General features: G+C 58.4%; 14 protein-coding genes. 5 read left to right on the forward strand and 9 right to left on the reverse strand.

What is annotated here, in order from left to right; translation table 11 throughout:
- Positions 1–146 precede the first annotated feature (146 nt).
- Together K5Y35_RS02815 and K5Y35_RS02820 are read right to left on the reverse strand one after the other, a co-directional pair.
- Complete coding sequence (locus tag K5Y35_RS02815; RefSeq protein WP_123464749.1) at positions 147–1,514, reverse strand: DUF1329 domain-containing protein; 1,368 nt, start codon at positions 1,512–1,514, stop codon at positions 147–149.
- 23 nt (positions 1,515–1,537) lie between these two features.
- On the reverse strand, positions 1,538–3,331 hold the full coding sequence (locus tag K5Y35_RS02820; RefSeq protein ID WP_123464747.1) for a DUF1302 domain-containing protein: 1,794 nt from the start codon (positions 3,329–3,331) through the stop codon (positions 1,538–1,540).
- A gap of 625 nt (positions 3,332–3,956) precedes the next feature.
- Between K5Y35_RS02820 and K5Y35_RS02825 the strand changes: the two genes are divergently transcribed.
- Together K5Y35_RS02825 and K5Y35_RS02830 are read left to right on the forward strand one after the other, a co-directional pair.
- Complete coding sequence (locus K5Y35_RS02825) at positions 3,957–6,173, forward strand: S-type pyocin domain-containing protein (RefSeq protein ID WP_261991233.1); 2,217 nt, start codon at positions 3,957–3,959, stop codon at positions 6,171–6,173.
- Positions 6,170–6,427, forward strand: coding sequence for an immunity protein (locus K5Y35_RS02830; RefSeq protein ID WP_222833638.1), 258 nt, complete (start codon positions 6,170–6,172; stop codon positions 6,425–6,427). The genes K5Y35_RS02825 and K5Y35_RS02830 overlap by 4 nt, the downstream gene beginning before the upstream one ends.
- A gap of 44 nt (positions 6,428–6,471) precedes the next feature.
- On the opposite strand, the gene K5Y35_RS02835 is transcribed toward K5Y35_RS02830, so the two are convergent.
- The 5 genes from K5Y35_RS02835 to K5Y35_RS02855 form a co-directional block, all read right to left on the reverse strand.
- Positions 6,472–7,383 (reverse strand): SDR family oxidoreductase, encoded by a 912-nt coding sequence (locus tag K5Y35_RS02835; RefSeq protein ID WP_123464741.1) that lies wholly within the window; start codon positions 7,381–7,383, stop codon positions 6,472–6,474.
- Positions 7,384–7,671: 288 nt separating this feature from the next.
- The gene (locus K5Y35_RS02840) at positions 7,672–8,574 is read right to left on the reverse strand and encodes an alpha/beta fold hydrolase (RefSeq protein WP_222833639.1); all 903 of its coding nucleotides are present in this window, start codon (positions 8,572–8,574) and stop codon (positions 7,672–7,674) included.
- Positions 8,574–9,356: a class II aldolase/adducin family protein gene (locus K5Y35_RS02845; protein WP_128615108.1), complete on the reverse strand. Its 783-nt coding sequence runs from the start codon at positions 9,354–9,356 to the stop codon at positions 8,574–8,576. Before K5Y35_RS02845 ends, K5Y35_RS02840 begins: the two co-directional genes overlap by 1 nt.
- 131 nt (positions 9,357–9,487) lie before the next feature.
- Entirely contained in the window at positions 9,488–10,174 is a 687-nt protein-coding gene (locus tag K5Y35_RS02850) for an LrgB family protein (protein WP_123464735.1), read from the reverse strand.
- A complete protein-coding gene (locus tag K5Y35_RS02855; RefSeq protein ID WP_123464733.1) occupies positions 10,164–10,550 on the reverse strand; it encodes a CidA/LrgA family protein in 387 nt (128 codons plus the stop codon). The genes K5Y35_RS02850 and K5Y35_RS02855 overlap by 11 nt, the downstream gene beginning before the upstream one ends.
- Positions 10,551–10,646: 96 nt before the next feature.
- On the opposite strand from K5Y35_RS02855, the gene K5Y35_RS02860 reads away from it, so the two are divergent.
- Positions 10,647–11,534, forward strand: a complete 888-nt coding sequence (locus tag K5Y35_RS02860) for a LysR family transcriptional regulator (RefSeq protein ID WP_128615110.1) — start codon at positions 10,647–10,649, stop codon at positions 11,532–11,534.
- Here the strand turns inward: K5Y35_RS02860 and K5Y35_RS02865 are convergent.
- On the reverse strand, positions 11,524–11,979 hold the full coding sequence (locus K5Y35_RS02865; protein ID WP_123464729.1) for a flavodoxin: 456 nt from the start codon (positions 11,977–11,979) through the stop codon (positions 11,524–11,526). The genes K5Y35_RS02860 and K5Y35_RS02865 overlap by 11 nt on opposite strands.
- A 153-nt stretch (positions 11,980–12,132) precedes the next feature.
- Between K5Y35_RS02865 and K5Y35_RS02870 the strand changes: the two genes are divergently transcribed.
- Positions 12,133–12,609: a PAS domain-containing protein gene (locus tag K5Y35_RS02870; protein ID WP_186745569.1), complete on the forward strand. Its 477-nt coding sequence runs from the start codon at positions 12,133–12,135 to the stop codon at positions 12,607–12,609.
- 54 nt (positions 12,610–12,663) lie between these two features.
- Positions 12,664–13,269, forward strand: a complete 606-nt coding sequence (locus tag K5Y35_RS02875; RefSeq protein ID WP_123464725.1) for a hypothetical protein — start codon at positions 12,664–12,666, stop codon at positions 13,267–13,269.
- Between the two features lie 2 nt (positions 13,270–13,271).
- Here the strand turns inward: K5Y35_RS02875 and K5Y35_RS02880 are convergent, their stop codons facing one another.
- Positions 13,272–14,231, reverse strand: coding sequence for a MerR family transcriptional regulator (locus tag K5Y35_RS02880; RefSeq protein WP_222833640.1), 960 nt, complete (start codon positions 14,229–14,231; stop codon positions 13,272–13,274).
- Between the last annotated feature and the right edge of the window lie 191 nt (positions 14,232–14,422).

A 14,422-nucleotide genomic window follows, 5' to 3' on the forward strand; every position in this document is an offset into this window, starting at 1 on the left:
AGCCCTCTCCAGACCGCTTGTTGACGAGTATTCAGCACGCTGATTGGCGGCCATAAAAACGCGACCACCTGGTCTTATTCTGATCATCTGAAACGAACCGCTGTGGCGAGGGAGCTCGCCACAGGTTCACGGCTGTATTCGACGAATTACCGTACACCCTCAGCGCGCAGGGCCGATGGCGTGTAGTCGGCCGCCTTGGCTTCGAAGCCGAATTCGAAGCTGTGCTTCTCTTCGTTCTTCATCCCCAGTGCAATGTAACGGCCGGCAATGATGTCGTAGAGCGCCTCGAGGGTGTAGGCCTGGGCCTGGTGATCGTAGTAGTACTGAGCATGCCCCTCGGCGACACGCCACAGTTGCCCGCGACCGTCATAGTGGTCGGCAAGAGCCACCTGCCAGCTGTCTTCGTCGATGTACATGTGGCGCTTGGCGTAGATGTGCCGCTCGCTCGGTTTGACCGTGCCGATCACTTCCCACACGCGGTGCAGTTCATAACGCGTCAGATCCTGATTGATATGCCCGGCCTTGACGATGTCGTCGTACTTGAGCTTCGGCGAATCGAGCTTGTAGCTGTTGTACGGAATGTACATTTCCTTCTTGCCGACCAGTTTCCAGTCGTAGCGATCCGGGGCGCCGGAGAACATGTCGAAGTTGTCCGACGTGCGCAGGCCATCAGCCGCAGTGCCCGGGCCGTCATAGGCCACTTGCGGTGCGCGGCGCACCCGGCGCTGACCGGCGTTGTAGATCCATGCCAGACGCGGCTCCTTCACCTGATCGAGGGTCTCGTGCACCAGCAGTACGTTACCGGCCAGACGTGCCGGCGCGGTCACCGACTGCTTGAAGAAGGTCAGGACATTGGCGGCTTTTTCCGGATCGAGATCTTTCATCAGTTGCGGCACGGCGATCTCCTCTTCGAAGCGGATCGGCGTGTAGCTGCCATTGGTCTGTGGCGTCACCTGAGTGATGATCCGCCGCAGGTTGCCGCCGTGATAGCGGGTGATGTGGTTCCACAACACCTCAACGCCATTCTTCGGAATCGGGAACGCGTAGTAACGGTTGCCGGTGAAATTGGCCAGGCCGTTGCCCTCATTGATGCTGGTCACGTTGAGTGCGCTGCGCTTGGCCGACTCATAGATTTCCGGCGGCACCGCGACCGTGCGGTGGGTCGGGTAGACCGGGATCCTGTAGGTTTCCGGGTAACGTTTGAACATCGCCACCTGGCCGTCGGAGAGCTTGCTTTTGTACTGATCGACGTTCGCCGCGGTAATGGTGAACAACGGTTTTTCATTGGCAAACGGATCAGCGAGGAAGCCTTTGCTGTCTACCGCCCCGGCATTTTTCGGAATGCCGCCGGTCCAGGCCGGAATCGAGCCGTCAGCGTTGCCGGCCTTCTCGGCACCCAGCGGAGTGAGGCTGGTACCCAGCTTGTTGGCCTCATCCGGCGACACCGCCGCCATCACGTTGGCCGCCAGCAGACTGAGGGCGAGGACACCACATTGCAGAATCATTTTGCGCATTGCATTCATCCTTCTCGGGCAGATCAGAAGTTCACGCCGAAGCTCAGGGCCACGAAGTCACGGTCTTCGAGGACGTTGTAGTCACCGCCGAAAAAGTCGGTGTAACTCAGGCTTGCGGTGTAGGTGTTGCGGTAGTCGGCATCGACGCCGACGCTGATCGCTTTCGCGCCTTCGTTGAACAGGCCGTTGGGGCCGTAACCGGCAACGTCATGCGACCAGGACAGGTTGGGTTTGAGGTTGATCCCGCCGATCACGTTGGCGTAATCGAGGATGGCCCGCGCGCGATAGCCCCATGAGGTCGAGGTGACGAAACCGTCGGTGTCGCCGCCGAAACCGTACTGCCCATACACCGAGTCACGGCCATAACGCAGCTTGTTGCGCGACTCCAGGCCGCCGACCCGCACCACCGCGGCTTCACCCACCAGGGTCAGACGTTGAGCGCCCCAGACCTGATCGAAGAAGTGCGTGAGCGTGCTCTGGATTTGCGTGACTTCTTTACGGCGATAGCCCTTGTTGTCAGAACCCGGTGTGGTGGCGATCGGTGACGCGGCACCGCCGGCAATCGGGTTTAGCAGCGCCAGTGTCAGGTCGTTGGTGTTGACCTGCACCGGAGCGTTGGGCCGGTAGCTGATCTCGCCGGTCCACGCGGTGCCGGTCGGCAACGTGGTCGAAAAACTCGCACCGTACAGACGAATGTCTTCAGGGTATTCGAGGTAGTACTGGCCACGTCCGAGCATCACACTTTGCGCCAGTCCCGAACCGCTGCCGGGGGCCAGACGGTTGGCGATGCCGACCATACCCGGCAATGCCGCCAGGGTCGAAAGCCCCGCGGTGGTGGTCCCCACCGTGGGTGTGCGGCTGTGGTAATTCATGAAGTAGAGGCCGTACTCGGTGTCGTCACCGAGCCAGCGCAATGCCGTGCCCCACTGGCCGGAATCCCGTGCATCGCGGTCGCCGCCACGGGGTACCACCACGCCTTCGCGAGTTACCTGAATGCCTTGACCAAAGGCTTGGGTCAACGGCACAAACGGTGCAATCGCAGGGCTTCCGACGGTGTAGTTGTTGTTGCACCCGTCCGACGCCACATCGACACCGAAGAACGTGCCGCAGTTGTCGAGAACCGTCTGATCCCACTCCAGTTGATAGAAACCTTCCACCGAGAGTTTGTCGGTGAGGCTTTGCGAGCCGAACAGCATGTTCACCGGAATCAGGCCTTCCTTGATCTCGGCACCGGGGCGCCGAAACGCCGAAACGTCGATCGGGTTGATGCTGTTGATCGAGTTGCCGATGAAGGTACTTTCACCCCAACTGACCACTTGCTTGCCGGCGCGCACAGTGCCCGGCAAGTCCGCGATGGAATAGTTGTGATAAACGAACGCATCGAGAATCTGCGCCCCGGAGGACTTCGCGCCTTCCTTGCGGCCGCTGTCGCTGATCGGCTTGAACTCGCGGTCTTCGTCCTTGAGTTCGAAGTCGTACCAATACTTGCCACGCACGAACACACCGGTGTCGCCGTACTTCAATTCGAGGTCGTGGATGCCTTTGAAGATTTTCGAAAAGGTCTCACCCTTCTTGAAGTTCAAGCGTCCGTCATCACCGGTCGAGGATTGTCCGGTCCCACCGTTGACTGTGCCGACCAGCGACTTGTCGGCATCGCGCATGCCCCAACTCGCACCGATCGACAGCGACGAGTCGAACGTCCCCTCGATTTCCCCGATATTGAACGAAACCGCCTGCGCCTGAGCACAGCAACCCAAAGCCACCGCGGCTGCCAGCGCCTGCGGTGTGAAGATGGCGCGCATTGTTTTTGTTGTCATGCGTCTTCCCCGGTGAGTGACAGAAGGCCCCACCCTACTGCCGGGTGACCGGGTCGATAAGCGCACCAAGGAGGTATTCGTGTTGTCGCTCGAAAGGATGAATGCCCTTGCGGAACGGGCCTTTGCGCGAGCCATGGATTGGCTGGATGGAGGATCATCAGTACCGCGCATGAAGCCGGTGGGGCGAGATGACTGTTACATGCCCCGTAACAGTGCATGTCAGAGATCGGTATTTTTCCTACAGGCTCAACACCTTATTCTGAGCGCGCTTTCAGGCAATACGCCGAAAAGCACGAAGCCAGCTACGCTGAGTCATGGAAGCGACTGGCAACAGATTTCAGATGAATCGAGATGTCGGTTCATCGCCCCGGTGTTCACTGACGTTGATTTGTAGCTCCTTGATCCAACGTCTTACCTTGGCCGCTGCGTTTGCAGCGGCCTTTTTTATGGCTGTTGAAAAACCATTCCCTAAGACTTGCAAACACTTTCCGAGAACAACGTCGGACCTTTCCTGCTGCGTAGGCGAATTCTCCCCACTTTGTGATTAGTCGGCGAAAATCCTCTCAAAACAACACCCTGTTACTTACGGGCTTCTCAGATTTTTTAACAGCGACTCTGATGTAACTTGAAACACCTCAATCACTCGCTGGTGACACAGACGTCACTATCGGCCGCGCTGACCTGCCAGCAAGTTATCACGCACATTCAAAAGGACATGAATATGCAAAGACCTCCACCCCTGATGCTTGATGAAATCCGTATTACTGCCACTGCTCCGGATAACTACGAGCCCATTAAAGAATCCAACCTGGGCTATTCCTATAGTGGAATGTTTGGCCCGGCCGGCGCTAACCACAAAACCCGCGAATTGATGTACGAGACACAGATCGCTGTGGAACAGGAGTTCAGCGCAAAGTCGACCTTGCTGCCTCAATCAATTGAGGCAGAACTGGCTGCAATACGGCTGCAAGGCCCGACTAACCCTCTGCCACCAGCGGCGGCAATAGCCCGCGAACTTGATGTCAGAAGTACGCTGATTCAGCGCAAGACGGCAGAGTTCCACGGGCAAACCGCACTCGCCCACCGCTTTTTTGGAAGTGATCCGCTGGGCAAGAACTTCAAAGACTATCTGAATCAGGCTTCGGCCAACCGGCGGACGGGCCAGTCTGGTCCTGGATCACGGGCGTTGTGGAGCCAGTCCTATCGGGCAGCTCATGAAGCGAGGTTGCTGAACCAGACCCTACAGATTCTCCATCAGCAGCAAATCAATGTGCAGAACTGGCTGGCGACTGTGCAAGCCAATGATCGAGCGCAAGCGGCAGCGGCAGAAGCCCAGCGAGTGGCCGCAGAACAAGCGCAGATAGCGGCCGTACAGCAACGACAGCGAGAAGCTATCGAGGCTGCACGTGAAGAGCTGGAGCGGATTCGCATAGGTGAACAGGCACGACTGGCTGCATTGGCAGAGAAACAACGTCAGGAAGCCGAAATCGTACGAATCAAGGCTGAAGATGAAGCACGGGAAAAAGCACGCATCGCGGCATTGTTGAGCGCGGAGGCCGAAGCAAAGGCAAAGGCCGAAGCCACAGCCGCGAAACGCGCGCTTGACGCCGAGCAGGCACGTCTGCAAACAGAAATGGAGCAGCGTATCGAGGCGTTACAGCAACAGGAGCGCCTGGCACCAGAAGTCCAGCATGTTTACCCGGCTTCAGGCGCAACGGCCTCAACCAGTCCGGTGTTGTCATTTGCCTCACAAGCCACTCGTCTTTCTCCAGCAGCATCATCGGCAATTCTCAGCGGACTGCGGACAGGACTACAGACCCTGAAAGCGGCAGGGTCGGCGCTGATCAGCGGTCCGGTACTGGTAGGTTTTGCGGCCCTGCTCGCACCTTCACGCTTGGGCAATGGCGAGCGCTTTTCCATCAGTGTTCCCCTGGCCGAGTTGTCGCCGGAGTCTGCACAGACACTGCGCGAAATAGCAGATCGGCAAGGCACGCTGGAGCTGCCCGCAGGCTTGGGTGTAAGGCCGCTGGGGGCGGGCGCGGAGGTCTTCGTCGCCACCAGCGATGACTTCCATATCCGTTCGAGTGTGCTGGTTCTGAATGCGGCCTATGACTTGCTGAGTGACGTTTACGAAGTGGCGTTGCCAGATTCGCCAACGGATTTTCTGACCTGGACCCCCGCAATCTCGCCGGGTGACAGCTCGACTGCATCGCCAGTGGTTGATGTCGATTACCCAGCGTATTCAGGCGCTCCAATTGTTCCGATTGAAGGACGACTGGATCTACATCCCGTGCTGATTGAGGGCTGGGAACGATTCATCATCGTGTTTCCCGATGATTCGGGGATTGCACCGCTGTATGTGGTGTTCAGCAGTCCTTATGCGGGGGCAACCACCAAGGGTAAATACAGTGGCCGCGATTTCAATCCAGAGCAGGCAGGTGGCCCAATACTTGATCTGGATTGGCGAACAGCGGTTATCACTCAAGCCGGAATTGATGCTGTGAAACTGCATATAGCTAGACTTGACCAATCAGATGCCAACGAAATCATGATTCAACGTCTGGAAAAAATTCTCAGCGGGCACTGGATGCTCACCGATACGGATTTACGCTATTACACTCATGAGATCAGGGAGCTGGAAAGGTTTCGAGCAATGGGGCTTAGCGATGAGTTCAAACCTGAAAGCGGATCTCCTGCCTGGAACAACGCGCACACCGCAACACTGGAGGATTACAAACTGGGTAGTGAAGACTATTTGTTGTACTCACCAGACGCGGTTCAGGCAGTAAACAGCCAGATAGATCGCATATATGAACAACTGCTTAAAGGAACCTACCAATGAGCCCGATCGAGCAAATCGTAAAAAACGAACCCATCGCAGACGTTCTGACAGCCTTTGGTATCGGACTGGCGTATCCATCGCTGGATAGAATGATTGGTCGCTACAAATTCGAACTCATCGCCAATGGCGAACTGCTGAAAACCTATGCACAACTTTTCGAACAGGGTGTGTTGGCCAATGGCGACGGACCCGTTGCCGTCAAAGGACCTAACTGGCGAGCTCCCAGATTTATAACTGACAACACGTATTCTTAAGTCGCAATTCAAGCCACCAAGCCCAAACCTGGTGGCCTCCCCTCTTAAAGCGAATACTTCTGCAAATTCGCCATCATCTCTTTCAGCGCCTCAATATTGTCTTTCGGATGCGCCGCCCCCTCGAAATCGCAAATCTGCTGCCAGTGCGCCGCGACATCTTCCGGCGAGAAACCCACCCGCGGATCAAACCCGGCCCCGAGGCTGCGCTCCCAGCGCACCTTGCCCATCCAGCCGCCACCGACCTCGAACAGCCCGGAGGTTTCCTGGCATTGCTCGCTGGCCAGATACACCACCAGCGGGCTGACCAGTTCTGGCTTCAATTGCTCGAACACTTGCGGCGGGATCAGCCCCTCGGTCATCCGCGTGCCGCCGGTAGGCGCGATGGCGTTGACCAGGATGTTGTTCTTGCGACCCTCGATGGCCAGCGTGCGCGTCAAGCCGTAGAGGCCGAGCTTGGCCATGCCGTAGTTGGACTGGCCAAAGTTGCCGTAGATGCCCGAGGTCGAGGCGGTGAAGATCACCCGGCCGTAGTTTTGCTCGCGCAGGTGCGGCCATGCGGCGCGGGTGACTTTGTAAGCGCCTTCGACATGGACGCGATAGACCAGATCCCAGTCGGCATCGTCCATCTTGTGAAAGGTCTTGTCGCGCAGGATCCCGGCGTTGTTGACCACCACATCGACGCGACCGAAGGCATCGAGGGCGTTCTGCACCAGTTTGTCGCCGTCGGTGACGGAGTCGTGGTTGGCTTCGGCAATGCCGCCGGCCTCGCGGATTTCCGCCACCACGCGATCAGCGGCGGAAGCGTTGGCGCCTTCGCCCTGAGTCGAGCCGCCAAGGTCGTTGACCAGCACTTTGGCGCCTTGTCTGGCGAACAGCAGCGCGTGAGCCCGTCCGAGGCCACCACCGGCTCCGGTGACGATCACGACTTTATCTTCGAAACGCACAGACTCATTCATCGGGGCAACTCCAGCAGGCCAATGGGACATTGACCCCGAGTGTCAGGCACGGGGCTTCGGGTCACAATGAACACGGCTGAGGCTGAATGGTGCGCGATAAGGTTGGGGGATAGTGAAAAGGATGAGACACCCTGTGGCGAAGGCGCTTGCTTCCGCTGGGGCGCGGAGCAGCCTCCGATCCTGAGCTCGCAATTGAAAAGGGCCAGAAGATTACGACGGCGGCGCAGCCGAGCGGGACGGTGCGGCAAGCTCCCTCGCCACAACCGTTCGCTCAAGCGAACGGAGATTTCATGAACACGCCACCTTGCGCGGCGGCAACACCAGGCGATCACGGAACGCCAGATAGTGCTTGAGCACCTGCACCGGCGCCTCGGTCTGCGGATAGTGGCCGATGCCTGGCAGCAACACCGTGTCGGCGTCCGGAATCAGTTCGCGGTAACGCTCGACCATGTGCGCACCGGAGATCGGATCGAACTCGCCATCAATCACCCGCATCGGGACTTCACCACGTTGCATCGCAGCGACCCAGCGATCACGTTGCACGCGACGTTCGGGAATGTAGCCGATCAGCTTGTGCATGATCCATGGCCCATGATTGCTGTCGATCAGACTCCAGAAATCGTCCAGCTCACTTTCACTCGGAGCGGTCTGCGGACCGAAGATCTGGCGGAAGCTTTTCACCAGTGCGTCGCGGGTGAACGCGCGCCCGATCATCCAGCCCAGTGGGCTGAGCAGTAACTTCTGCATCAACACCGGGCGATGGGTTTCCGGGAACAGGCCGCCGTTGAGAAATACACAACTGGCCATTTCGAACGTGCCTTCGCCATGGCGGGCGAGCAGTTCCTGAGCGACGCTGTCGCCGTAATCGTGTGCCAGCACATGCACCGGTTGCTCGACCTGCAAATGCACGAGCAAGGCCTGCTGCAGATCGGCCTGCTCCAACAGGCTGTAGGTGTGATTCAGGGGTTTGGCCGAGTCGCCGAAACCGAGCATGTCACAGGCAATTACCCGATATCGCTGAGCCAATGGCTGCCACAGGTAATGCCAATCCCAACTGGCGGTCGGAAAACCGTGGATCAACAGCAGCGGTTCACCCTGCCCCGCCACCCAGTAGCGGATCGAATGCCCACGAAAGACAAACGTCTGGCTGCGTTTACGCCAGACACACAGAGGAATCTCGGCAAGAGGCATTAGAGTTTATATCCGGGGTCTTGTTTATCGAGTTTGCGTAGCAGCGCCGGCCAGGCCAGCGCGCCACCCATGCCTTGAGCACTTTTGGTGACGCCGGCGATCATCGCTTTGGCGCCCGCCAGAATCTGCGGTTCGATGGCGATCAGTTGCGCCCCGCCGGTCTGCGCCATGACCTGAATGTCGCAGGCGCGCTGGAAGGTGAACATCATCAGAAAGGTATCGGCGATGGTGCCACCGCAGGTCAGCAGACCGTGGTTATGCAACATCAGGAAATTGCTTTCGCCGAGGTCGGCCTGCAACCGCGCCTTCTCTTCGTGATTCAGCGCGACCCCTTCATAAGCGTGATACGCCAGGCTCGAGAGAACAAACAGCGACTGCTGACTGATCGGCAATACGCCCTGCTTTTGCGCCGACACCGCAACACCGGAGGCGGTGTGCGTATGCAGCACGCAAACCACATCGTGCCGCACTTCGTGCACGGCGCTGTGGATCGTGTAGCCGGCCGGGTTGATTTCGTAGGGACTGTCCATGAGTTTGTTGCCGGCCTGGTCGACTTTCACCAGGCTTGAGGCCGTGATCTCGTGAAACATTAGGCCGAACGGATTGATCAGGAAATCTTCGGTGCCCGGGACCTTGGCGGAAATGTGGGTGAAGATCAGATCGTCCCAGCCATGCAGCGCGACCAGACGATAACAGGCGGCGAGATCGACACGGGTCTGCCACTCGGCAGCACTGACCTGGTCTTTGACATTAAGGGACGATTGGACGGGGGCTACGCTCACTGTATGCACCTCTGCGTTCTTATTGTTCTGCACGTGTCAGCAGTCTAGTCAGGCGCAAAGGATCGTGTAGTTGCATTGCCAGCCAGCTTGATGACTGAGCGGGTCAGCCATGCAAACACCTTGGATCCATGTCAAAGCAACGACGCCAGCAAAGGCGCGGCAAACAGATTCAACAGCCCGGTAAGCACCATCACCAGCCCGGCGACAGAACCTTCTTCACCGCCGACTTCGTGCGCCCGGCTGACCCCGGCACCGTGGGCGCCGACACCGAACAAGGCGCCGCGTGCGAGCGCACTGCGCAACGGCAACCACTTCAACAGAACGCCGCCGAGCATTGCGCCGAACACGCCCGTAAACATCACGAACACCGCCGTCAGTTCCGGCACGCCACCGAGATCCTGCGCCAGTGGCATGGCGAATGGCGTGGTGATCGAACGAGGCACCAGCGACAGGGTCACCGAGCTGTCCAGCGCCAGTGCCCTGGCCAGACCGAACGAGGTGGCGATCGACGCCGCACTGCCGGCGACCATGCCGAGCAGCAACGCCGACCAATGCCGCATCAACAATCGCCGTTGCTGCCAGATCGGCACGGCGAAGGCCACAGTCACCGGCCCCAGTACAAGCATCAGCCAATGGGTGTTGCTCGCATATTCGGAGTACGCGGTGTGCAGCGGCACCGCAAGCGCCAGCAACAACCCCGGCACCAGAATCAGCGGCGACAGCACGTAACGTCCAGTGCGTCGATAAATCCAGCGGCTGAACAGGTACGCCAACAGAGTGAAAACGAGCCAGAACATCGGCATCCATTCAAGCTTCATGGGAACGCCTCATGCGCACGGCCAACTCCACGGTGAACGCGGTGACCAGCATCACCATCAAGGTACTGGCGGCGATCACCAACAGGATGCGCCAGCCGTCATGGCGCAGCAGCGCGCCGTAATCGAGCAGGCTCATCAACGCCGGAATAAAGAACAACAGCATTTCCGCCATCAACAATCCGGCGCCCAATTGCAGCGCCGCCGGTTTTACCCAGCCGCAGGCGAACGCCAGCAGCAACAGGGCCATGCCGATGACGCCACCGGGAATCGGCCACGCCAGCCACGCGGCCAACTGGCAACCGAGCAGATAAAGACTCAGCAACACGGCGAGTTCGGCGAGCAGACGGAAAAGGTGTTTGAGGGCGACGGTATTCATGCTTTTGCTCCTGACAGGCCGTTATTTTACGAACCGGCCTGCCATCCCAAAAGCGAATTGTTAGACTTGCAGCCATTCCACTTTGGAATCACAGCTATGGAATTCAAACAACTGCGCAGCTTCGTCGAAGTCATGCACCAGGGCGGTTTTACCCAAGCCGCAAAAACCTTGCACATCAGCCAGTCAGCGGTGAGCAAGCAGGTGGCCCAACTGGAACAGAGCCTTGGCACTCCGCTGCTCGAACGGCTCGGTTCACACCTGCGCCTGACAGCCGCCGGCAGCGTGGTGCTGCAACGGGCCGAAGGCATGTTGCGTTTGCGCAATGAACTGCTGAACGAACTGGATGATCTCAGCCATCTGGCGCGCGGCGAGTTGCGCCTGGGCTTGCCGCTATTGGGCAGCGATGCGCTGTTTGCCGGGGTGTTTGCCGAATACCGGCGGCGTTATCCGAACATCAGCATTCAGTTGCTTGAAGGCGGTAGCCGCCATATCGAGCAAGCGGTGTTGAACGGTGAACTGGAACTGGGCGGCAGTCTGTTGCCCAAGGATCCACAGTTCGACTGTCAGCCGTTTTGTGATGAGCGACTGGACGCCTTGCTGCCCGCTGATCACCCATTGGCTGCGCGCGGCGAGATTGGCCTGGAAGAATTGGCCGATACGCCCTTCCTGCTGTACCAGCGCAGCTTCGTGCTCAACGACCGTTTACTGCAGGCCTGCCAGCAAATGGGCTTTACCCCGAAAGAAGGAGGCCGCAGCGGTCAGGCGGATTTTCTCGCCGCACTGGTGGCCGCCGGACAAGGCGTGGTGCTGTTGCCCAGCGTGGTGGCGCGCGGTCTGGTGCGGCCAGGCGTGGTGCGCCTGACCTTGCGGGCGCCGGATTATCTGCGCTGGGACATCGCGTTCATCTGGCGCCAGGGGGCTTATCTGTCAAAAGCGGCTCAGGCATGGCTGGCGCTGTTGCGCGAGCGCGGGATCAACCCTTGAGTGCAACGATCAACTCCGCCAGCCAAGGCTCTGAGTCGGTTTCCGGGGTGACGCTTTCGCTGGCGTCGATGCGCAGCATGTCTTGCACTTCACGCACGCCCAACTCGGCAAACAACTCACGTATTTGCTCACCGCCGCCGCAGAACGTGTCGCCATAACTGGCGTCGCCCAAGGCGATCACCGCGCCCGGCAAACCACGCCACGCGGCGGGCAATTGATCGCGAATCGTCGAGTACAGCGGTTGCAGGTTGTCTGGCAACTCGCCCATGCCGGTGGTCGAGGTCACGGCAAGAAACGCTTGCGGGCCGAACGCCTGGATATCGGCCAGACTGGCGCGGGCGTTGTAGAAGGTTTCAAAACCGGCTTCTTTCAGCAAGTTCTGCACGTGGCGGGCGACTTCTTCGGCGGTGCCGTAGACCGAACCGGAGAGGATGGCGACTTTCATCAATCTGATCCTGAAACTGAAAAAAAGAGCGGCGATAGTAACAGTCTGGACGCCGAAGTTACGATTGGCTCTCAATAGGAGCTGATGGCCTATAGACAGCCTCTACCGATCTTCTAGAATGCCTGCCACTGATAACTCTGAAAGGATTCAAAGATGATCAACGCCAGTTTGCTGCAAATGGTGATCAACGCATCGAATGACGGGATCGTGGTCGCCGAAAAGGAAGGTGAGCAGGACAACATCCTGATTTATGTGAACCCCGCTTTTGAGCGCCTGACCGGCTACACCAGCGAGGAAATTCTCTATCAGGACTGCCGCTTCCTGCAGTCTGGAGACCGTGACCAGGAAAACCTGGCGCTGATTCGCGACACCCTGCGCAACGGTGGAGCGTGCCGCGAGATCCTGCGCAACTATCGCAAGGACGGCACGCCATTCTGGAATGAACTGTCACTGTCGACGGTGAAAAACGCCGATGACGGGCAGACCTATTTCGTCGGCGTGCAAAAAGATGTGACGGTGCAGGTCAAGGCGCAACAGCGTGTTGCACAATTGGAGGCCCAGGTCGCCGCTCTGCAAACCGAACTGGCAGCGGTGAAAGCGACGAACGGCGCAAACAAAACTGCGAACTAATGGTCATTAACTACAATCACCAATGACTTTGTAACTATTCCCTTCGAGCTAACCATGCAGCGCGACGCCCTCCTGACCCAGGATGAGCTGGATTTCATCCAGACCATGCAGCACAACCCGCAACTCAATGTGCGGGATGCAACGTCGAGCCTGCTGGTCAATGGTGGTTCGCAGATTCGTGATTTGCTCACGCGCCTGGCCGCTCATGAGCAAGTCACCATTCAGGCCAACTTCGAAAACCAACAGATGACCTTCCCGTTGCATCTGGTCGAAGACGAGTTTCACGCGCTGCATCTGCGTCTGGGTGTGCCGAGCATTTACGAAGACGGACCGATGGTGCGCCCGTGGCGCCTGACGCTGGAAGAACCGGTGGCTCTGGAAAACGCCAAAGGCCAGCCGGGAACGATGTGGGTGCATGAGGTTTCGCACAAAGGCGTGCTGCTGGAGATGCGCAACAAGACCAAACCGCCCAAGCATTTCGCCCTGTGGTTCAGCCCTTCGGGGTATGAGCGGATTTCATTGCGTGGCAACTTCGAGCGTGAAACCGAGCACGGTTTCTACGCCTACGAACTGAGTCAGACCGATGCCGATGAAACCGAGCGTCTGCGCCAGTTCATCCTGCAACAACATCGCTTGACCCACCCCGCCCTGCACACCTGATTTCAGGTATCGAGCATCCCCGAGAGAAACTGGTTCAGACGCTGACGCATGGTTGCCCCTTCGTTGCCAATACAGCCGATCGAGCTGCCCGCCAGACTGTCCTGCGCCAGATCCGATGCATCCCCCGCCAGCAGCAACTGACAATCGAGACTCAATGCCAGGCGGTTCAAACGCCTTGGCAATTCGGCACCCGGCGCGTGATTGGAAAACAGCACCAGAACCTGCGGTTTGATTTTCTCGCAGACCAGGGTCAATTCGTCGAACGGCTGGCCGGTGGTCAATACCCGCACACCGGATTCACTGCTGCTGAGAAACAGCGCGGCCACCAGCAACTCGAGTTCGCGACACTGACCGGCCAAGGCACTGACGATGATCTTGCGCGGTTGTGAGCCACGCAACACGATGATTCGCTGCAACACCCGTGAGCGCAGATAACCATCCAGAAACAGCCACTCGCTGGTTTGCCCGAACGCTTCCTGACGCTGCAACAGTTGCCGCCACAGCGGCATCAGAATGTCCTGGAACACCACCGGCAACGCGTACGAGGAAAAGATCTGCCCATAGACCCGATCCAGCTCGATGTCGTCGAACGCACTCACGGCACTCTGCAACTGGTGCTGCCATTGCTGGTAGTCGGCCTGGACCAGATCATCGGGAATAATGTGCGCCAGCGCTTTCAAGGGCTCGGTCTTGGCGAGGATCTTGCCGATTTTGCTGACGGCCACCCCGCGGTCGATCCATTCGACAATGTTGCGAACACGCTCGATATCGGTCATCGAATACAGCCGATGCCCACTTTCGGTGCGCGTGGGCTGAATCAGACCATAGCGCCGTTCCCAGGCACGCAGGGTCACCGGGTTGACGCCCGTCAGGCGCGAGACCTCACGTATGGGAAACAGGTCTTCGCGCTCAAGCGCAACAGATGCCTGGGAAACAGGGCTAACGTCCGTCATGACAGGCATTCTGCATCTACGTCCATGCTATTGAATTGGATCCTATTCTAACCCCGCACACCTGATTGCGTTCAAGTGTCGATCTGCGACGAAAGTCACTGGTTAAATCACTAAATTCAGGAATAATCCTTGCTTGTTGCAGAACGCAGGCCTCTACCCCGGCCTGCGTCAGGCGAAACTCCTACCCGGAGTGACGCAAT

The sequence above is a fragment of the Pseudomonas sp. SC3(2021) genome (assembly GCF_019856535.1).
GTDB lineage: Bacteria > Pseudomonadota > Gammaproteobacteria > Pseudomonadales > Pseudomonadaceae > Aquipseudomonas > Aquipseudomonas monsensis.